16 protein-coding genes and 1 pseudogene are annotated in these 19,107 nt (G+C 63.7%); 10 read left to right on the top strand and 7 right to left on the bottom strand.

Translation table 11 applies throughout. From position 1 onward, the window contains the following. Positions 1-60: 60 nt before the first annotated feature. Entirely contained in the window at positions 61-819 is a 759-nt protein-coding gene (locus YU3_RS0112120) for a DUF502 domain-containing protein (RefSeq protein ID WP_027166501.1), read from the top strand. Here YU3_RS0112120 and recG read toward each other — a convergent pair. Continuing rightward, on the bottom strand, positions 771-2,879 hold the full coding sequence (gene recG / locus YU3_RS0112115) for an ATP-dependent DNA helicase RecG (RefSeq protein WP_027166500.1): 2,109 nt from the start codon (positions 2,877-2,879) through the stop codon (positions 771-773). The two genes, YU3_RS0112120 and recG, sit on opposite strands and share 49 nt — an antisense overlap. A gap of 93 nt (positions 2,880-2,972) precedes the next feature. Between recG and YU3_RS0112110 the strand changes: the two genes are divergently transcribed. The 3 genes from YU3_RS0112110 (at position 2,973) to YU3_RS0112100 (ending at position 8,352) form a co-directional block, all read left to right on the top strand. Then, the gene (locus tag YU3_RS0112110; RefSeq protein WP_027166499.1) at positions 2,973-3,260 is read left to right on the top strand and encodes a succinate dehydrogenase assembly factor 2; all 288 of its coding nucleotides are present in this window, start codon (positions 2,973-2,975) and stop codon (positions 3,258-3,260) included. 7 nt (positions 3,261-3,267) lie between these two features. Further along, a complete protein-coding gene (gene mfd / locus YU3_RS0112105; RefSeq protein WP_027166498.1) occupies positions 3,268-6,765 on the top strand; it encodes a transcription-repair coupling factor in 3,498 nt (1,165 codons plus the stop codon). Positions 6,766-6,978: 213 nt separating this feature from the next. Continuing rightward, positions 6,979-8,352, top strand: a complete 1,374-nt coding sequence (locus tag YU3_RS0112100) for a 3-deoxy-7-phosphoheptulonate synthase class II (protein WP_027166497.1) — start codon at positions 6,979-6,981, stop codon at positions 8,350-8,352. A gap of 189 nt (positions 8,353-8,541) precedes the next feature. On the opposite strand, the gene YU3_RS36390 is transcribed toward YU3_RS0112100, so the two are convergent. Next, positions 8,542-10,122, bottom strand: a complete 1,581-nt coding sequence (locus YU3_RS36390) for a glycosyltransferase family 39 protein (RefSeq protein WP_051333919.1) — start codon at positions 10,120-10,122, stop codon at positions 8,542-8,544. 256 nt (positions 10,123-10,378) lie between these two features. Here YU3_RS36390 and YU3_RS0112090 point away from each other — a divergent pair, with 256 nt between their 5' ends. Next, positions 10,379-11,083, top strand: a complete 705-nt coding sequence (locus YU3_RS0112090) for a hypothetical protein (RefSeq protein WP_027166496.1) — start codon at positions 10,379-10,381, stop codon at positions 11,081-11,083. A 112-nt stretch (positions 11,084-11,195) separates the two neighbouring features. Here the strand turns inward: YU3_RS0112090 and YU3_RS0112085 are convergent, their stop codons facing one another. The 3 genes from YU3_RS0112085 to YU3_RS0112075 form a co-directional block, all read right to left on the bottom strand. Beyond that, positions 11,196-11,963 (bottom strand): RES family NAD+ phosphorylase, encoded by a 768-nt coding sequence (locus tag YU3_RS0112085; protein WP_027166495.1) that lies wholly within the window; start codon positions 11,961-11,963, stop codon positions 11,196-11,198. After that, entirely contained in the window at positions 11,923-12,300 is a 378-nt protein-coding gene (locus YU3_RS0112080) for an antitoxin Xre/MbcA/ParS toxin-binding domain-containing protein (protein WP_027166494.1), read from the bottom strand. The genes YU3_RS0112085 and YU3_RS0112080 overlap by 41 nt, the downstream gene beginning before the upstream one ends. A gap of 63 nt (positions 12,301-12,363) precedes the next feature. Beyond that, the gene (locus tag YU3_RS0112075; protein ID WP_027166493.1) at positions 12,364-13,434 is read right to left on the bottom strand and encodes a diguanylate cyclase; all 1,071 of its coding nucleotides are present in this window, start codon (positions 13,432-13,434) and stop codon (positions 12,364-12,366) included. Positions 13,435-13,756: 322 nt separating this feature from the next. Here YU3_RS0112075 and YU3_RS0112070 point away from each other — a divergent pair, with 322 nt between their 5' ends. Continuing rightward, positions 13,757-14,176, top strand: a complete 420-nt coding sequence (locus tag YU3_RS0112070) for a GFA family protein (RefSeq protein WP_027166492.1) — start codon at positions 13,757-13,759, stop codon at positions 14,174-14,176. 78 nt (positions 14,177-14,254) lie between these two features. Next, positions 14,255-14,614 (top strand): diacylglycerol kinase, encoded by a 360-nt coding sequence (locus YU3_RS0112065; RefSeq protein WP_027166491.1) that lies wholly within the window; start codon positions 14,255-14,257, stop codon positions 14,612-14,614. Between the two features lie 33 nt (positions 14,615-14,647). Here the strand turns inward: YU3_RS0112065 and YU3_RS0112060 are convergent, their stop codons facing one another. Next, a complete protein-coding gene (locus YU3_RS0112060; RefSeq protein WP_027166490.1) occupies positions 14,648-15,247 on the bottom strand; it encodes a DedA family protein in 600 nt (199 codons plus the stop codon). Further along, positions 15,244-15,806, bottom strand: a pseudogene (locus tag YU3_RS36385) (DUF1003 domain-containing protein). The gene YU3_RS0112060 and the pseudogene YU3_RS36385 overlap by 4 nt, the downstream one beginning before the upstream one ends. Before the next feature lie 91 nt (positions 15,807-15,897). On the opposite strand from YU3_RS36385, the gene YU3_RS0112050 reads away from it, so the two are divergent. The 3 genes from YU3_RS0112050 to YU3_RS0112040 all read left to right on the top strand — a co-directional run bounded on the left by YU3_RS0112050 (position 15,898) and on the right by YU3_RS0112040 (position 18,935). Next, complete coding sequence (locus YU3_RS0112050; RefSeq protein ID WP_027166489.1) at positions 15,898-16,611, top strand: DNA-3-methyladenine glycosylase I; 714 nt, start codon at positions 15,898-15,900, stop codon at positions 16,609-16,611. A 198-nt stretch (positions 16,612-16,809) separates the two neighbouring features. Further along, a complete protein-coding gene (locus YU3_RS0112045) occupies positions 16,810-18,489 on the top strand; it encodes an NAD+ synthase (protein ID WP_027166488.1) in 1,680 nt (559 codons plus the stop codon). Positions 18,490-18,521: 32 nt separating this feature from the next. Next, positions 18,522-18,935, top strand: coding sequence for a GNAT family N-acetyltransferase (locus YU3_RS0112040; protein ID WP_027166487.1), 414 nt, complete (start codon positions 18,522-18,524; stop codon positions 18,933-18,935). Positions 18,936-19,107: the final 172 nt, after the last annotated feature.

The following is a 19,107-nucleotide window of genomic DNA, read 5'->3' as shown; positions in this document are numbered from 1 at the left end:
TCCAAACCGGCTCGCGGTTCTCTAATCTCGGCGACGCAACCCTGCGCCGCGGTGAACCCCATGTCCGATGCCCTGAAGACCTCTGGCATGACCCGGCTGAGGAATTATTTCCTGACGGGCTTCGTCGTCTGCGCCCCATTGGCGATAACCGCCTACATTGCCTGGTCGCTCATCGGCTGGGTCGACTCCTGGGTAAAGCCCTACATTCCCGCCCGCTACAACCCGGACACCTATCTGCCATTTCCGGTCCCCGGCTTCGGGCTGATCGTGGCGCTGGTGATGATCACGTTCATCGGTTTCATGACAGCCAACATCGTCGGCCGCGCCATCGTCAATGTCGGCGAGCGGCTGCTCGGCCGCATGCCGCTGGTGCGCGGCATTTATCGCTCGCTGAAACAGATTTTCGAGACGGTGCTGTCGAACAAGGGCGACATGTTCCGCCAGGTCGGCCTGGTGGAATATCCGCGCAAGGGGGTCTGGTCGCTGGTCTTCGTCGCCAGCGAGAGGGAAACCGAGATCAATCAGAAGCTCGACCAGGAGGGCGATCCGCTGGTCGCGGTGTTCATGCCGTGCACGCCGAATCCGACCACCGGCTTCCTGATGTATGTGCATAAATCCGAGATCGTGCTGCTCGACATGACGATCGAGGACGGCGCCAAGCTGATCGTTTCGGCGGGCTTGGTCGCGCCGGAAGTCAGGCCCACGATCGTGGCGCTGAACGGCGAAATGATCAAGGGTCCACTTGCCAACCCGCCACGCGGCTCCGGACCTCAGCCAGCGCGCAGCAAGCGCACCGCTTCGTCGCGCCCGAACAGGTAGAGCAGGAGGCGAAGCGCCTGGCCGCGTTCGGACTGCAATTCCGGATCGCGCGACAGGATCAGCCGGGCGTCGTCGCGCGCGGCTTCGAGCAGGTCGGCATGGAACTCGAGGCGCGCCACCTGGAAGCCGGGCGTGCCGGACTGCCGGGTGCCCAGCAACTCACCTTCGCCGCGCAGTTTCAGGTCCTCCTCGGCGATGCGGAAGCCGTCCTCGGTCTCGCGCATAACCGAAAGCCGGCGCTTTGCCGTCTCGCCGAGCGGATCCTTGTAGAGCAGCACGCAGGATGACGGCTTGTCGCCGCGCCCGACCCGGCCGCGCAGCTGGTGCAACTGGGCAAGGCCGAAGCGTTCGGCATGCTCGATGACCATGATCGTGGCGTCGGGCACGTCGACGCCGACCTCGATGACGGTGGTGGCGATCAGGATGCGCGTTTCGCCTTGTTTGAAGGCGCGCATCGCCTCGTCCTTCTCGACGCCCTTCATGCGGCCGTGCACAAGGCCGATCCGGTCGCCGAACAGCGGTTTCAGCGAGGCGAAACGGTCCTCCGCCGACATCAGCTTGATCTCTTCGGATTCCTCGACCAGCGGGCAGATCCAGTAGATCTTCTGGCCTTCGGCAACTGCATCGCGCATGCGTCCGACCAGTTCGTCCAGCCGTTCCATCGGCAGGGTCACGGTGCGGATCGGCTGCCGGCCGGCCGGCTTTTCGGTCAGCTTCGAGACGTCCATGTCGCCGAAGGCGGTCAGCACCAGGGTGCGCGGTATGGGCGTCGCCGTCATCACCAGCATGTCGGGCGCGTCGCCCTTGGCGGTGATGGCGAGGCGCTGGTGGACACCGAAACGGTGCTGCTCGTCGATGACGGCAAGAACGAGATCATGGAATGTCACCGTTTCCTGGAACAGCGCATGCGTTCCGACGACGATGTCGATCGCGCCGGTGGCAAGAGCTTCCAGCGTCTCGGCACGCTCGCGGCCCTTCTCGCGCCCGGTGAGGATGGCGAGGCGCAGGCCGACTGTTTCCGCCAGCGGCGCGATGGTCGCCAGATGCTGGCGCGCCAGGATTTCCGTCGGCGCCATCAGCGCCGCCTGGCCGCCCGCCTCGACGGCACGCGCCATGGCAAGCAGCGCCACCACGGTCTTGCCGGAGCCGACATCGCCCTGCAGCAGGCGCAGCATGCGTTCGGGATCGGCGAGATCGGCGTTGATTTCGCCGAGCGCGAATTCCTGTGAGGGCGTGAGCTTGTAGGGTAGGGCCGCGCGCAGCTTCTCGACGATGCGGCCGTCGCCGACCAGCGGCCGCCCTGACAGCCGGCGGATTTTTGCCCGCACCAGTGCCAGGGACACCTGGCCTGCCAGCAACTCGTCATAGGCAAGACGACGCCAGGCCGAGCCCTCGACGGCAATTTCGATGGGGTCCTTCGGATAATGGATGCGGGCGAGCGCGTCGCCGAAGGATGGAAAAGTGTGGCGGCGCATGAAGGCGTCGTCCTGCCATTCGGGCAGCTCCGGCAGGCGGCCGAGCGCCTGGCCGATGGCGCGGCGCAGCACCTTTGGCGACAGGCCGGCGGTGAGCGGATAGACCGGCTCGACCAGCGGCAGCCCCTCGGCCTCGTCGATCGGCGCGATATGGTCGGGATGGACCATGGTCGGGCGGCCGTTGAACCATTCCATGCGACCCGAGATCACCACGTGCTCGCCTTCGGGAAGCATCTTCTGGAGATAGGCGGCATGGGCATGGAAGAAGGTCAGCGCCACCTCGCCGGTGTCGTCATGGGCGTAAACGCGGTATGGCACCGACCGGTTGCCGCGCGGCGGCGGCTGATGGCGGTCGACCCGCACCTCGAGCGTGACGATCTGGCCCTCGGCCGAAAGCGCGATGCCGGGCCGGTTGCGGCGATCGATCACCGTGTTGGGCAGCACGAACAGAAGGTCGGCTGCGCGCGCGGCTCGATCGCCGAGATCGGCCGGCACGACCTTCTCGATCAGCAGGCCAACCTTCGGGCCTACGCCGGCGAGCGAGGTGATCGGAACGAACAGGGGATCGAGGATGGTGGGACGCATCGTGTCAGCTTATGTCGCGACGGTCGCAGCGCAAAGGCTGACACCGGCCACTATCCACGCTATATGCGCCGCTTTGGACAGGGATGCGGCGCCATGACCGGAACACAGCGATCAAGCGAGGGGCTCGACGCCCGCCGCCGCAAGCTTCTGTTCCGCTCCTGGCACCGTGGCATGCGCGAGATGGACCTCGTCCTGGGTTCGTTCGCCGACGCCGAGATCGGCGCCTTGACCGGCGATGAAATCGACCAATATGAGAGGCTTCTCGAAATTCCCGATACTGAATTCCTGCCGATAGTCACCGGCGAGCGCCCGGTTCCGCCCGATGTCGATTGCGCGGTGCTGCAAAAGATCCTGGCGTCGCGCCGGACCATGACATTTTGAAAAACGCATGAAACTCATTCCATCCATCGGCCTGCCCAAGGCTCGCGCCGGCCAGTTCATCGTCGACGGCGTTGCCGACGGCTACGAAGCCTTCGCGCTGGTGCAGACGGCGCAGGAGATCGCACCGGACAAGCCGGTGCTGTTCGTCGCGCGCGACGGCCAGCGGCTGCCGGCGATCATCGAAGCGCTCGCTTTCGCGGCGCCCGGACTGCCGGTGCTGGAGCTGCCGGCCTGGGATTGCCTGCCTTACGATCGCGTTTCGCCCGGCGCCGATGCCGCCGCGCGGCGGCTCGATGCGCTTTCCGCCATGATTGCGCTGGCCAAGAAGCCGCATCGTGCCGTGATCCTCACCACGGCCAATGCGCTGTTGCAGCGCATCCCGCCGGCCGGGCTGATCGAGGCGCAGACCTTCCACGCCAAGCCGGGCAACCAGATCGACATGAACGTGCTGATCGCGCGGCTGGAGACGTCCGGCTTCGAGCGCGTGCCGACCGTGCGCGGCCTCGGCGAATTCGCGGTGCGCGGCGGTATCCTCGACCTGTTCGCGCCGGGCTGGAGCGAGGCGCTGCGCCTCGACTTCTTCGGCGACACGTTGGAATCGATCCGCGTCTTCGACGTCGCGACGCAGCGCACCACCGGGCAGCGCAAGTCGATGTCGCTGCAGGCGATGAGCGAGGTGGCGCTGACGCCGGAAACGATCAGCCGCTTCCGCCGCTCCTACATCGAAGCCTTCGGCGCGCCGTCGCGCGATGACGCGCTCTACGCTGCCGTGAGTGAAGGCCGGCGCTTTGCCGGTATGGAGCACTGGCTGCCGTTCTTCTACCAGCGGCTGGAAACGGTGTTCGATTATCTGCCGGATGCGCCCGTCGTTTTCGACCATCTGGCACATGAGGCGCTGGCCGAGCGCCACACACTGATCCTCGATCACTACGAGGCGCGCCGGAAGCAGGCTGACAGCGCATTGAAGGATGCGGTGCCCTACAAGCCCGTTGCGCCGGATCTCCTCTATCTGTCGCCTGAAAATCTCAAGGCCTCGCTCGGTCCGCGCGAAGACATAGACTTCACGGTTTTCGATGCCCCCGATGTCGGAGGCAAGAAGGTTTTCCATGCCGGCTCGCGGCATGGCCGGAGCTTCGCCGAGGAGCGCGCCGACCCCAACATCAACGTCTTCGACGTGGTCGTGAAACACATTGCCGACGAGCGCGCCGCGCGTCGCCGGGTGATCGTCGCCGGCTGGACGGAAGGCTCGCTCGACCGGCTTGGGCAAATCCTTGCCGAACATCATCTTGGCAATCTGAAGCCGGTCGCGACGCTTGCCGAGGTCGAAAAGCTCGAGCCGGGGCAGGCGGGTCTCGCCGTGCTGCCGCTCGAATCCGGCTTCGAGACCGACCACATGGTGGTCGTCGCCGAGCAGGACATCCTTGGCGACAGGCTCATCCGCCGTTCGAAACGCAAGAAGAAGGCTTCCGACTTCATCGCCGAGGCCACATCGCTGTCCTCGGGCGATATCGTCGTCCATGCCGATCACGGCATCGGCCGCTTCATCGGCCTGCGCACCATCGAGGCGGTCGGCGCACCGCATGACTGCCTGGAGATCCACTATGCCGGCGACGACCGGCTGTTCCTGCCAGTCGAAAATATCGAGCTCCTGTCGCGCTACGGCTCGGATTCGGCGGAAGCGACGCTCGACAAGCTTGGCGGTGGCGCCTGGCAGGCGCGCAAGGCGCGGCTGAAGCGCCGTCTGCTCGACATGGCCGGACAACTGATCCGCATCGCCGCCGAGCGGCAGATGCGTTCCGCGCCTGCCATGATCCCGGCCGACGGCCTTTATGGCGAGTTTGCAGCGCGCTTCCCTTATGAGGAAACCGACGACCAGCAGACAGCAATCGATTCCGTCACGGACGATCTCGGTGCAGGCAAGCCGATGGACCGGCTGATCTGCGGCGACGTCGGCTTCGGCAAGACGGAAGTGGCGCTGCGCGCCGCCTTCATCGCGGCGATGGAAGGGTTCCAGGTTGCGGTGGTCGTACCGACGACGCTGCTGTCGCGCCAGCATTTCAAGACCTTCTCGCAGCGCTTCTCCGGCCTGCCGATCCGCATCGCGCAAGCCTCGCGCCTGGTCGGCGCCAAGGAACTTGCGGAGACCAAGAAGGGCATTGCCGAAGGCACGGTGGACATCGTCGTAGGCACACACGCACTGCTTGGCAGCTCGATCTCGTTCAAGCGTCTCGGCCTCTTGATCATCGACGAGGAGCAGCATTTCGGCGTCAAGCACAAGGAGCGGCTGAAGGACCTCAAGAGCGACGTGCATGTGCTGACCTTGTCGGCGACGCCGATCCCACGCACGCTGCAGCTGGCGCTGACCGGCGTGCGCGAACTGTCGCTGATCGCCACGCCGCCGGTCGACCGCATGGCGGTACGCACCTTCATCTCGCCTTTCGATCCGCTGGTCATCCGCGAGACGCTGCTGCGCGAACGCTATCGCGGCGGCCATTCCTTCTATGTCGTGCCGCGTATCAGTGACCTGGCCGAAATCCATGATTTCCTTCGGGAATCCGTGCCGGAGCTGAAGGTGGCGGTGGCGCACGGCCAGATGCCGCCGGGCGAGCTGGACGACATCATGAACGCCTTCTACGACGGCCAGTACGATGTGCTCCTGTCGACCACCATCGTCGAATCCGGTCTCGACATTCCGACCGCCAACACGCTGATTGTCCATCGCGCCGACATGTTCGGCCTGGCGCAGCTCTACCAGCTGCGCGGCCGCGTCGGCCGCTCGAAGGTGCGCGCCTATGCGCTGTTCACGCTGCCGGCGAACCGCAAGCTCACCGACACGGCCGAGCGGCGGCTGAAGGTGCTGCAGTCGCTCGACACGCTGGGCGCCGGCTTCCAGCTCGCCAGCCACGACCTCGACATCCGCGGCGCCGGCAATCTTCTTGGCGAAGAGCAGTCGGGCCACATCAAGGAGGTCGGCTTCGAGCTTTACCAGCAGATGCTGGAGGAGGCGGTGGCCGAGGTGAAGGATACCGGCGAGGCGCAGGATGGCGGCTGGTCGCCGCAGATCGCGGTCGGCACCGCGGTGATGATCCCCGAAAGCTATGTGCCCGACCTGCAGCTCAGGATGGCGCTTTACCGCCGCCTCGGCGATCTCCAGAGCACCGAGGAGATCGACGCCTTCGGCGCCGAGCTCATCGACCGTTTTGGGCCGCTGCCGGAAGAGGTGACGCATCTGTTGAAGATCGTGTTCATCAAGGCGCTCTGCCGCAAGGCCAATGTCGAGAAGCTCGATGCCGGCCCCAAGGGCGTCGTCATCCATTTCCGCAAGCGCGAGTTCCCCAATCCGGTCGGGCTGGTCAAGTTCATCGGCGAACAGGGCTCGCTGGCCAAGATCAGGGCCGACCACAGCGTGGTCTTCATGCGCGACTGGCCGAATGCGGAGAAGCGGCTCGCCGGTTCGGCCGTGGTGATGACGCAGCTGGCCCGGTTGGTCGACAAGGCGGCGTGACGGCATCAGCACGACGTTTCAGCCGGCAGGATCATTCGCCACCGCTGAAAAACCCGGCTAGAATAGGCAGTCGGCTTCGTGTAAGGAGCCGCGACCTCGTATCGAGGCTTGAATGGCGGGCACGCGCGCTCGCCGGCTTGTTTGACGCAATTCCGGACGGAAAGCCGCTCGCGCTTTTCCTGGAGTTGCTCTGGAAGGGCGTTGGGTGCAGCGATGACAAAATGGTCGCCGAATTCGTGGAGAGAAAAGCCGATCAAGCAGGTTCCGGCCTATCCGGACCTTGCGGCGCTTAAGGCGACGGAAGCCCAGCTCGCCACTTTCCCGCCGCTGGTTTTTGCCGGCGAGGCGCGCAAGCTGAAGAAGCAACTGGCGGCGGTCGCCGCCGGCGAGGCCTTCCTGCTCCAGGGCGGCGACTGCGCCGAAAGTTTCGCCGAGCACGGCGCGGACAACATCCGCGATTTCTTCCGCGTCTTCCTGCAGATGTCGGTGGTGCTCACCTTCGCCGGCGCGCAGCCGGTGGTGAAGGTCGGCCGCGTCGCCGGCCAGTTCGCCAAGCCGCGCTCGTCCGACAACGAGACCAAGGCCGGCGTGACGCTGCCGAGCTATCGCGGCGACATCATCAACGGCATCGAGTTCGACGCCAAGTCGCGCATACCCGATCCGGCGCGGCAGGAGATGGCCTACCGCCAGTCGGCCGCGACGCTCAACCTGTTGCGCGCCTTCGCCCAGGGCGGCTATGCCAGCCTGGAGAACGTGCACCGCTGGATGCTCGGCTTCGTCGCCGACAGTCCGCAGGGCGAGAAATATGGTGCGTTGGCCAACCGCATCACCGAAACGATGGAGTTCATGCGCGCGGTCGGCATCACGTCGGAAACCAATTTCGCGCTGCGCGAGACAGATTTCTACACCAGCCACGAGGCGCTGCTGCTCGGCTACGAAGAGGCGCTGACCCGTGTCGATTCGACCTCCGGCGACTGGTACGCGACTTCCGGCCACATGATCTGGATCGGCGACCGCACCCGCCAGCCCGACCATGCGCATGTCGAATATTGCCGCGGCATCAAGAATCCGCTCGGCCTGAAATGCGGGCCATCGCTGACGCCGGACGGTCTCATGGAGCTCATCGACCTGCTCAATCCCGAAAACGAGCCGGGACGTTTGACGCTGATCGCCCGCTTCGGGTCCGACAAGGTCGTCGAGCATCTGCCCAAGCTGGTGCGGGCCGTGAAGAAGGAAGGGCGCAACGTGGTATGGTCGTCCGACCCGATGCATGGCAACACGATCGAGGCGGCCGGCTACAAGACGCGGCCCTTCGACCGCATCCTCAAGGAAGTGCAGACCTTCTTCGAGGTGCATCGCGCCGAAGGCACGCATCCCGGCGGCATCCATGTCGAGATGACCGGCAAGAACGTCACCGAATGCACGGGCGGCGCCCGCGCCATCACGGCGGAAGACCTGCAGGACCGCTATCACACCCATTGCGACCCGCGCCTCAACGCCGATCAGGCGATCGAGCTCGCCTTCCTGGTCTCGGACCTGCTCAAGAAGAGCCATCCGATCCAGCACAAGCAGGCTGCCAACGCCTAAAGCGAGTCGCGCTGAAACGGATTCAGGTGACACGCTTTAAGTCTTTGTTTTTATGCATGTCGTTGTCCCAGAACCGCTGCGCACTTCTGGGCGACATGCATTGAGCAAAGCCTGGATGCTTGATCATTGGAGGCGCCGGCAACGAAGCCCGCGTCTTTTCAATTTGAGCGGATGGATTTCAACCGTCGGTCATTCCGGATCGGGGGGTCCGGCCGGGTCGCCCGGAAAGTCGGTTCTACCGGGTGGGATGACGAAAAAGTCGATCGCCAGGGGCGGAGCCTTGAGCGACCAATCGAAAAGCACCGTCTTGACCGGCAGTCCGGCAGTCCAGGCCTGCAGTCGCGGGGGAAGTTTCCAGCCATGCGGCCATACCAACAGCATGCCCTGGTCCCGCAGGCGCTGGTCCGTGATCCAGGGGGCGAGGCGTCTGTCGAGGGTCGTGAAGATCGAGGGTTGGTCCGCGGCTTCGAGCCCGGCCAGCCTGGCCACGCTGTCTTCGCCGCCGACAATGCCGAGCGGCCCGGGCACCGCCTCATGCCAGATCGCCTCGGCCGTCTGCGAAATCGATCGCGCCGGCCAGCACATCGGCTGAAGACGGCCGAGGACGTTGCAGCTGGTCCAGCGGGTGACCGCGTAGGCGCTCGACACGCCGACCACGCACAGCAGTGCCAGCACCGTCAACCGGCGCAACTCCGCTGGCCCCAGCCGCCGGCCCAAGAGCGCGATCGCTAGGGCACCGACGAGATTGTACATCGTCGCGCCCCAGGATTCGCCAGTGCCTGTAAAGAGCGAGGCGACCATGACCAGCAGCGCCGGCCCCAGGCCCATCCATGCCAGGTAGACAATCGCGCGTCGCTCGGGAGCCTGGTGGGTCTGCAAGGGTTCCTGCGCGGGGCTTGGTTGCCGTGGCAGAAGGCCGGAAAGAGCAAGAACGAAGGGAACGGCGGCAAGCCCGGCTAGCTGAACGCCGACGTAGTAAAGCCGGGCGCGGTGGGCGAGCACCCAGGCGTTGCGGTGTGCGGCATAGGTCATCGGCAGGAAATCGAGGCGGAAGAGCTCGATCGCCAGCGGCGCCGCGATGCCGAGAAAAACCGCTAGGCCAAGCCATGGCCATGGGGTGGCAAGCCGGCTTCGGGCACGGGTGTCGTACAAAATCCAGACGCCGCCGAACGCCAGCAGTAAAGCCGTCGAGAACTTGGCATAGAGCCCGATACCGGAGACGAGGCCGAGAACTAGCCACCAGCCAGGCCGTCCGTCGCGCGCCGCGCGCCACAGCAGCCATGAGATGCCGGCCCAGAAAGGCATTTGCGCATAGTCGTGGTTGAATTGCGGGGTAGGCCAGCCGAAAAAATAGATCGCGGGCATCAAGAGCACGGCGGCGAGCGCACGGGTCGAGCCCATGATGTCGCGCGCCAGAAGATAGACCAGGACGAAAGTCGTCGAGACCAGCAATTGCGACAGCATATATTGCGGCCAGCGGAATGAGCCGGTCAGGAGATGGCTGATCTCGAGCAGCCAGCAGGGGAGCTGCGGATGCTTGTAGGTCAAAAGCACCCATTCGCGGCCCCACATGAAACCCTCGACGACGTCGGTCGGCGGCCCAACGTTGACGAGCGCCGGCATGACCGTCCAGCAAGCGATCTGGATCAGGCACAAAAGCGCCAGCAACCGCCATGGGTGCCGGACCAGGCCGTTCCAGATGGAAGGCAGATTGCCTTCCGCGGCGGTCGCCGCCGGCCAAAGATGAACGGATTCGCTGGTTCTCGACATGCGGGCCTAAAATCACACCGGTGGATTTCTGAACAGTGCGATAGCAAAAGCTTACGAAAATGTATGCTGCCGCAACATTGTAAAACCAAGATTGCGATGGAACCCGTCACCGGCGCTTCGGGCAGGACCGTGGCCGGCTGATGGTTGCTGGAGCCGGCCCGCCGTCCAGGGCGCCGCGATTCCAGAGAGCATGATGTCATCCGAAAAACCGCTTCACACTTTTCGGCATCATGCTTCTAGCCATCCAGGTGCCTCCATGCGTCACCAGCACGCCCTCATCCACCACCGCGCGCTCGACTTCTGGTCGGCGCGCGCGGCGGTCCTCGTCATCATCTGCCTGCAGCTTCTGGTCATCAACAACCTGTCCTTCGGGCCGCGCTGGCTGGCCCCGGCGGCCGAGGCGGCGCTGCTGGTGCCCCTGTCGGTCGCGACGGCCTGGACGCAGATGCAGACGCGCAAGGCAGTCGACCACGAGCATTGGTACGCGATCGGCCAATTGCGCCTCTACATCCGTCGCGCGGCATTGGTGATGACCGGCCTCATCAGCATCATGAATTGCGGATCGCTGGTTTTGCTGGTGCGGGCGCTGCTGCAGGGGCATGCTGGGGCCGGCACGACGCTGCTCGTCGACGCGCTCAACATCTGGGTCACCAATGTGATCGTCTTCGCGCTATGGTTCTGGAGCACCGACCGCGGCGGCCCGCCGACCTGCGGCCTGGTCAAACGGGCACAGGCAGACTTCCTGTTCCCGCAAATGACGTTGCCGGATCGCGAGATACAGGGCTGGCTGCCGGGCTTCGTCGACTATGTCTTCCTGGCCTTCACCAATGCCACGGCGTTCTCGCCGACCGACACCTTGCCGCTCACGCAGCGCGCGAAGCTCCTGATGATGGCCGAAGCGATGATCTCGCTCTTGACGATCGCGCTGGTGGCCGCGCGGGCCGTCAACATCCTGGGCTAAGCTATGTCGATATTCAGGTGAGGCCGGCCTACGAAAGGTAGCTTCCTGCGCTTCCGGTGCTCACGTACTTTCTCGGCTCGGCCTGACCTGAATCTCAACACAGCTTCCGCGTTCAGTGACCGCGCTCCCAGCGCATGGCGGCCAGTCGCGGATCGGCAAAGGCAGTGCGTGAGAATTCGAGCCGTTTTTCCGGAAATTCGCAGATCGCCTGGATGCCGAACGAGCCGATGCGGATGCGCCAGGTCTGCGGTTCCAGCGGCTTTGCCTTGGCAAAGCCCTTGCACGTCAGCAGCGCGATGTTGGCGCCCTTGGGATCGCGCACCGAGCGATAGCGGATCGCCTGCAGCTCGGCCTCGCGCGCCACATCGGCGATCGCCTGGCATGCGGTGTAGTCGGTGGCCTGCGTCCAGGCCTTCTCGTCGCGATCAAGAGGCGGCCGTGTCAGGTCGATGGCGCTGTCGCATTTGATCGCCGCGGCAAAGGCGGTGTATTCCGCCGCGTCGTTCGGCCATTGCGTCGCCGGCGATTCCGCGAAAAACAGCAGGCGGTAGAAGGCCATCTCCGCTACCGCCGTCAGCACCGTCTCGGCGGCATAGTAGACGCCTTTCGTCTTGCCCGCGCGGCGGAAGCGCGAGCCGTACGGATATACCGAGCCGTAGCGAAAGGGGGTCGCCAAGAGATAGTGGAGGTGGCGGCATTCCAGCGGGATTTGCGGTTTGGTGTCCTCGACGAGGTCCTCCAGCAGCGCCTGCTCGTCGAGCGTCTCGACCAGCTTGAGGGTCGAAACGCGGTGTTGCGCCTCGACCATCCGCCAGTACTTGCCTTCGAGACGGACGGCCTCAGACGAGAGCGCGCCGGGAGTCCAGGTAGGCGATGACATCGACAAGTCCGGCAATGGTCAGGATTTTTTCGAGCGGCGTGCCGTCGAGCGTGGTGTTGGGGTTCTTCAGCCACGCCCGGGCGACGGTCTCATCGCCGCCGACGATGGCGTCGAGCGAACGGAACAGGCGCACGAACAGCACCGCCAGCTCGAACGGCTTGGTGCCGCGTTCAAGCAGGAATTCTTGCCGGCGCATGCGCGAGACCGTTGCTTCCGACACCCCGATGACCAGGGCGAGCGTCCTGGCGGTGATGTCTAGCAGGTCGGCCGCACGCAGCGTGGCCTTGGTGATGACGGCATTTTCGGCCGCCGTCGCGGCCGCGACTGGACGTTGCATAAGCGCACCCTTTCATTTCTGTGGAAAATATAGTCCACAAAAATTCGTCTGGAAAGGGCCGTGTCAGTCTTTCTTGTAAAGCAGCCAGCCCTTGGCGGGTCGGCCTGCCATCGTCGAATGCTTGGTGACCCGGTTGCGGCCGCCGACCTTGGAGCGATAAAGCGCCTGGTCCGCCTTGGTGTAGAGATCTTCGGGGCTTTCCGCTTCCGAGGCCATGCAGATGCCCAAGGATACGGTAACGGCGCCGTAGTTCATGCCGGTCTGGCTGCTGGTGAACGGGGTCTGCTCGATCAGAGCGCGGATGCGCTCGGCGATCTCGTACGTCGCTTCCTCGCTGGCGCCTTCCACGATAAGCGCAAATTCCTCGCCACCGGTGCGCGCGACGAATATGTCGGCACGCACGCTCGACTGGAAGATCTCTGCGATGATCTGAAGGATCCTGTCGCCGACCGGGTGGCCGTAGCGATCGTTTATGTCCTTGAAATGATCGATATCGGCAAGGATCAAGGCGTTGAACAGGATGCCGCGGTTGCTGGTGTAGATCCGGGTGATCTCCTTGTCGAAGGCACGGCGGTTCCACAACTGCGTAAGCGGGTCGGTGTCGGCAAGCCGCTTGTATTCCTCGAGCTTCGACTTGACGCTTTCAAGCTCGGCCGTCTTTTCGCTGAGCGTGCTGGCGATCTGGCGGCCATGGTCGATCGTCGAGTTGGTGGCGGCCGACATAGCGCCGGCGATCTTCTGCAGGAGGTCCTGCGAAAGCAGGCTGCGATTGCTCAGGCCGCTCGAGGTTTCGTCGAGGATGCGGCCGTATTTCTCGATGTGCGAGTGCTCGCTGCGCAACAGCGCGGCGATGTCCTCGAGCTCCTTGGCGACCATCTCGCGGGCGTGCTCGACAATGGCGGGGCCATGGTGCTGCGGGAAGAAACTGCGCCCGATGCGGTCGAGATCCTCCTGTGTCGGGCGGTTGCTCAACGAGACGACGGCAAGGCTGAGCTCGTGGTTGCCGCCGCTGAGCGCCTCGTAGAAGATTTCATAGTTGCGCGGCAGGCCAAGCACGCCGAGCTGTCGCATCGTCGCCATGACGGTGCTGGCGATGTCGGGATTCCTGTCGGTCGGAATGGCTGCCGGCTGCATGTTCTGTTCACTGCCCCTTCAGTGCGACCGGAGACTTGCCACCGCCGGGAGTCGCTAACGCGGGGATTTGAATCAGAATTGCGGTTGCGACGGTGCGTCCCCTATCACGACCATCGCTTGTGGGAATCATAGATGAGGTCCCGCTAAAGTTTCCTTAATAGCCTGCATTTCCTCAACATCTTTGCTACCACAGGATGCAAGGCCGTGCAGGAAGAGCTTTTGAAACGCGTCGCCTCGGTGTCGCATTTGCCTGTTCCCAGCCGCCACAAAGCTGCAATTCTATCCGGCAGCGATCGGACAGATGACGTCGAAGGAGGCCGGAATGGACGACAACCACAGCGGATCGTGCCTGTGCGGAGCGGTGCGTTTCAGGACGAGCGGCCCGTTGCGCGGCGTCGTCTATTGCCATTGCTCGCAGTGTCGGCGGCAGACCGGCCATTTCGTCGCGGCAACCGCCTCCAGAGACGCCGATATCGTCATAGAGGGGGCCGACGCGCTCAGCTGGTACGGTGCCTCCGACGTGGCGAAACGCGGCTTCTGCCGCACCTGCGGCTCGCTGCTCTTCTGGAAGCACAATGAATCGGACACGATTTCCATCATGGCCGGCTCCTTCGAGAGGCCGAGTGGCCTCACGGCGGAAAGCCATATCTTCGTCGGCGACAAGGGCGATTACTATTCGATCGAGGACGGGCTGCCGCAGTTCGAAAGATCGACACCGTCGATAAAGGTCGCGGACGGATGAATTTTGCAGCGGCTGCCTTATTCCCTTGGTCCCGCCATTGCGATATCCCCTGCCGGTGACTCGCAAAGGGGCAGAGGCATGCAGCGGCTGATCGATGCTTTCGTCAATTCGGTTCGGGCCTTCCGCAAGTTGGCCGCTCACGAAAAGGCATTCCAGCAGGAACTGCTGTTGCTCGCTCTTGCCCTGCCGGCCGGCTGGTTCATTTCAGTATCCTGGCGCGGCTACGCCCTGCTGATCGGCGCAGTCCTGCTCCTGATCATGGTCGAAGTGCTCAACACCGGGATCGAAGCTGCCTGCGACGCGATCTCGCGCGAATTCCACATCGACATCCAGCTCGCCAAGGACTGCGGTTCGCTGGCGGTGCTGATTTCGATTGTGATTGCCGGCGGCGTCTGGGGCATCGCCGTCATCGAGCGTCTTATCGGCGCGCCGATCTGAATGATCTGAATCTAGAGTGGTTCGCTTCGGCGATCAGGATCCTGCCTGATCCTCCCTGGCGCGTTCGCGCCGGGCAAAATGATGGCCGACCAGCCAGGCAATGATTGCAACGACGACGCCGACGCCAAGGGCAATGAGCAGTCGCTCATGCCTCGCAAACGCCTGGCCCACCATCTGTTCCGCACCCAGGCCGAAGACATAGCCGATGCCGCTGAACAGGGCCGCCCAGACCGCGGAAGAGATAGCATTCAGGATGACGAAGCGCGGCACCGGCACGGTCGACAGGCCGGCGGCGATGCCGCCGACCAGCCGCATGCCGTAGATGTAGCGGTTGGTCAGCACGAAAATGTTGGGATGGGTGTTGAGCAGGCGATAGGCGCGGCTGAAGCCGGGCCGCCTGCGCAGTCTTTTCACGTAAGGGTGGTCGGCGAAGCTGCGGCCGAGGGTGAAGAAGAACGTGTCGCCGGCGAAGGCGCCGAGAAAGGCGGCGAGGAAAGTCTGCCACAGCACGAAGACATGTTGATGGGCGAAAAAGCCGCCAAGGATAGCGGCGCTCTCGCCTTCGGCGACGCAGCCCAGGAAGACCGCAATCAGCCCGTACTGCTCGATCAGGCGGTGGATGGTCTCATTCATTGCGTGGCCGATCCGGCCGACAGTTTTTCGTCGATGCGCCTGATCTGCTCGGCCATGCGCAGGATCTCGTCGCGCAGGCCGATGATCTCGCTGTGGCGAAGCTCGTCGAGCTTTTCATGCAGGGCCATGATCTCGATCTCGGCCTTCAGATTGACCTCGTAGTCATGGCTGCGTCGATGCGGTCGCGCTCGGTCTGGCGGTTCTGCGACATCATGATCACCGGTGCCTGCAGCGCGGCGACCATCGACAGCACGAGGTTGAGGAAGATGAAGGGGTAGGGGTCGAAGGCCTGGCGCGTCAGCAGCCAGGCATTGCCGGCAGTCCAAAGGACAAGAAAGGCCAGGAAGCTGAGGATGAAGGACCAGGAGCCGCCGATCCTGGCGATGGTATCGGCGATGCGGTCGCCATAGGTCTCGTGGAAGGCTACGGCCTTGTTGGTATCGCGCGTGATCGTGGTGCGCTCGAGCGTCGACTGGAGCACGCGACTCTCGAGCGGACCGAAACCTTCCGGCTTTCGCTTGAGCAGCCGGTTCGCCATGTCTTCGACGATCTTGTTCATTTGGCCCCTCCTTCGACAGAGCGTCGATAGACGTAGAGGCTGCCGGGCCGAAGGTGAAGTGATAGATTGCGGTGAACAGGCGAGGACAGCGATGCTCGATTTCCAGAAAATCCACGCGCGGGCGGCAAAGCGCAAGGGCGGGGAGGCCGTGCTGGCGCCGCTGCTTGGCCCCGCGCCCGACAATATGGCTGTGGCGAAAACCCCCGACGACCGCATTCTCTCCACCATGGCCGAGCGTATTTTCGCCGCCGGCTTCGTGTGGCGGGTCATCGAACAGAAATGGCCGGGTTTCGAGGAAGCGTTCCTCGGCTTCGAACCGAAGCGGCTTCTGTTCCAGCCGGACGACTTCTGGCACGAGCTGGCGTCCGACAGCCGCATCGTGCGCAACCCGCAGAAGATCAAATCGGTGCGCGACAATGCCGCTTTCGTCGATCGCGTCTCGAAGGAACATGGCAGTTTCGGCAAATTCATTGCCGGGTGGCCGGCGGACGATCAGGTCGGGCTGACCGCCTATCTCGCCAAGCATGGCAGCCGGCTTGGCGGCAATACCGGCCAGTATTTGCTGCGCTGGCTCGAATGGGACACATTTGTCGTTTCCACCGATATGGCGGCAGCCTTACGCGACGCCGGCCTCGATATAGCTCAAAACCCGACCTCGAAACGGGACCTCGACAAGATCCAGGCGCAGATCAACCAATGGTCGGCCGAGACCGGCCTGCCGCGCCGCCACATCTCGCGCATCCTGGCGATGTCGATCGGCGAGAACCGGTCGGCCGAGGCGTTGCGCGAGTATATGGGCGACTAGGCCTTGGCGGTTGGTGAAACACGATCTCGATCGATCAGGGTACGATCTTTTGATCGATCAGGGACATAATCAGCTTCGCCGATTAGTCAGGATACGATCTTTCGATCGATCAGGGACATGATCGGCTCCGCCGATCAGTCTTGATTGGCACAAGCAATCGCCATTGCCGGGCGGTTTCAGCCACGCTAAATCCGTTCCATGACCAAGACCGTTCCCGATATCCTGCGCATCGCCGTCGCCCAGCTCAACCCGACTGTCGGCGACGTCGCCGGCAACCTGGCAAAAGCTCGCGAGGCGAGGGCGGACGCGGCCCGCCAGGGCGCCGACCTCGTACTCTACACCGAGCTGTTCCTCTCCGGCTATCCGCCGGAAGACCTGGTGCTGAAGCCCTCCTTCCTGAAAGCCTGTGAGAAAGCGGCAGAGGATTTCGCCAAGGACACGGCCGATGGCGGGCCCGGCTTCATCATCGGCACGCCGCTGAAGCGCCGGACCGGCACGCACAATTCGATCGTCTTCGCCGACGGCGGCAAGATCATCGCCGAGCGCTACAAGCTCGATCTGCCGAATTATGGCGAGTTCGACGAGAAGCGCGTCTTCCAGGCCGGACCGGAACTGCAAGGGCCGGTGAATTTCCGCGGCGTGCGACTGGGCATTCCGATCTGCGAGGACATCTGGGGCGAGGTCGCCGTCTGCGAGACGTTGGCCGAAAGCGGCGCCGAGATCCTTTTGGTGCCGAACGGCTCGCCCTATTACCGCGCCAAGATGGACGTCCGCCACCAGGTCGTCATCCGCCAGGTCATCGAAACCGGCCTGCCGATGATCTATGCCAACCAGCTTGGCGGCCAGGACGAGCTGATCTTCGACGGCGCCTCGTTTGCAATAGGGTCCGACAAGACGCTTGCCTTCCAGATGAGCCAGTTCGAGGAAGCGGTCGACGTCACCACCTGGAAGCGGAAAGGCGATCATTGGGTCTGCTCGGAAGGCCCGACGTCGAAAATTCCCGACCGGGACGAGGCCGACTATAGGGCCTGCATGCTGGGCCTGCGCGACTACGTCAACAAGAACGGCTTCAAGAACGTGGTGCTTGGCCTTTCCGGCGGCATCGACTCGGCGATCTGCGCGGCTTTGGCCGTCGATGCGCTCGGCGAAGAGCGGCTGCGCACCGTGATGATGCCCTACCGATATACGTCGAAGGATTCGCTGAAGGATGCCGAGGACTGCGCGCGCGCGCTCGGCTGCCGCTATGACATCGTCCCGATCTCCGAGCCGGTCGAGGGTTTCCGGCATGCGCTGACCCAGCTCTTCGAAGGTACCCAGGAAGGCATCACCGAGGAAAACCTGCAAAGCCGCGCGCGCGGCACCATCCTGATGGCGATCTCCAACAAGTTCGGCTCCATGGTCGTCACCACCGGCAACAAGAGCGAGATGTCGGTCGGCTACGCCACGCTCTATGGCGACATGAACGGCGGCTTCAACCCGATCAAGGATCTCTACAAGATGCAGGTCTATGCGCTGTCGCGCTGGCGCAACGCGTATGTGCCGCCAGGCGCGCTCGGGCCCTCCGGCGAGGTCATCCCGAAGAACATCATCGACAAGGCGCCGTCGGCGGAGTTGCGCGAGAACCAGACCGACCAGGATTCGCTGCCGCCTTATCCGGTGCTGGACGACATTCTGGAATGCCTGGTGGAAAACGAGATGAGCGTCGACGACATCGTCGCGCGCGGCCACGACCGGGCGACGGTGACACGCATCGAGCACCTGCTCTACATCGCGGAATACAAGCGCAGGCAGGCGGCGCCCGGGGTGAAGATCACACGGAAAAATTTCGGCCGCGATCGCCGCTATCCGATCACCAACCGGTTCCGGGACCGTAGCTAGTCTTCGACCGTGAGATTGCGGCAGGCGTACGCATGCAAGATATTGAAGTCAGTTTCGACCTGTCGCGGATCGATTTCCGGGCGACCTCCGACCAGCTCATGCAAAGCTATTGGGGTGAATCGCGAACCGACGAGGCCCATCGTCGCGCCTTCGACAACTCGCTTTGCGTCGGCGCCTATCTTGACGGCAAGCAGGTCGGCTTCGCCCGCGCGATCACCGACTATACGGTGTTTGCCTATGTCGCCGACGTCATCACCTGGCCGCAGCATCGCGGACAGGGGATCGGCAAGCGGCTCGTCCAGGCGCTGATCGATCACCCCGAGGTCAGGACGGTGGCGCATTGGAGCCTGTCGACCAACGACGCCCACAGCCTCTACGAGAAGTTCGGGTTCAAGGCGTCGACCGACGGGCGCTACATGCGGCTGGATCGCAAGCCGGCAGCCTGACGGCTTGCAGCCTGACGGCTTTAAGTCGTTAAGTCGTTGTTTTTATGCATGTCGTTGTCCCAGAACCGCTGCACACTTCCGGGCGACATGCACTGGCCTTTGCAACACGCGGTTGTTGCAAATTCGTCTCAGTGCTTGGACCAGATGTTGTTTTGGCAACAGGCTGACTTGG

This window comes from Mesorhizobium sp. WSM3224 (genome assembly GCF_000427725.1).
Classification (GTDB): domain Bacteria; phylum Pseudomonadota; class Alphaproteobacteria; order Rhizobiales; family Rhizobiaceae; genus Mesorhizobium.
The sequence above is the reverse complement of the archived record's forward strand: the minus strand, read 5'-3'. Positions and strand labels throughout refer to the sequence as shown.

What these genes read in the sequence shown, in the direction of transcription:
- mfd (WP_027166498.1), top strand. Translation starts at nt 3,268, where the DNA reads ATGAAACTCATTCCATCCATCGGCCTGCCCAAGGCTCGCGCCGGCCAG.
- YU3_RS0112075 (WP_027166493.1), bottom strand. Translation starts at nt 13,434, where the DNA reads ATGCAGCCGGCAGCCATTCCGACCGACAGGAATCCCGACATCGCCAGC.
- recG (WP_027166500.1), bottom strand. Translation starts at nt 2,879, where the DNA reads ATGCGTCCCACCATCCTCGATCCCCTGTTCGTTCCGATCACCTCGCTC.
- YU3_RS0112060 (WP_027166490.1), bottom strand. Translation starts at nt 15,247, where the DNA reads ATGAATGAGACCATCCACCGCCTGATCGAGCAGTACGGGCTGATTGCG.
- YU3_RS0112080 (WP_027166494.1), bottom strand. Translation starts at nt 12,300, where the DNA reads ATGCAACGTCCAGTCGCGGCCGCGACGGCGGCCGAAAATGCCGTCATC.
- YU3_RS0112090 (WP_027166496.1), top strand. Translation starts at nt 10,379, where the DNA reads ATGCGTCACCAGCACGCCCTCATCCACCACCGCGCGCTCGACTTCTGG.
- YU3_RS36390 (WP_051333919.1), bottom strand. Translation starts at nt 10,122, where the DNA reads ATGTCGAGAACCAGCGAATCCGTTCATCTTTGGCCGGCGGCGACCGCC.
- YU3_RS0112085 (WP_027166495.1), bottom strand. Translation starts at nt 11,963, where the DNA reads ATGTCATCGCCTACCTGGACTCCCGGCGCGCTCTCGTCTGAGGCCGTC.
- YU3_RS0112040 (WP_027166487.1), top strand. Translation starts at nt 18,522, where the DNA reads ATGCAAGATATTGAAGTCAGTTTCGACCTGTCGCGGATCGATTTCCGG.
- YU3_RS0112050 (WP_027166489.1), top strand. Translation starts at nt 15,898, where the DNA reads ATGCTCGATTTCCAGAAAATCCACGCGCGGGCGGCAAAGCGCAAGGGC.
- YU3_RS0112070 (WP_027166492.1), top strand. Translation starts at nt 13,757, where the DNA reads ATGGACGACAACCACAGCGGATCGTGCCTGTGCGGAGCGGTGCGTTTC.
- YU3_RS0112110 (WP_027166499.1), top strand. Translation starts at nt 2,973, where the DNA reads ATGACCGGAACACAGCGATCAAGCGAGGGGCTCGACGCCCGCCGCCGC.
- YU3_RS0112045 (WP_027166488.1), top strand. Translation starts at nt 16,810, where the DNA reads ATGACCAAGACCGTTCCCGATATCCTGCGCATCGCCGTCGCCCAGCTC.
- YU3_RS0112100 (WP_027166497.1), top strand. Translation starts at nt 6,979, where the DNA reads ATGACAAAATGGTCGCCGAATTCGTGGAGAGAAAAGCCGATCAAGCAG.
- YU3_RS0112065 (WP_027166491.1), top strand. Translation starts at nt 14,255, where the DNA reads ATGCAGCGGCTGATCGATGCTTTCGTCAATTCGGTTCGGGCCTTCCGC.
- YU3_RS0112120 (WP_027166501.1), top strand. Translation starts at nt 61, where the DNA reads ATGTCCGATGCCCTGAAGACCTCTGGCATGACCCGGCTGAGGAATTAT.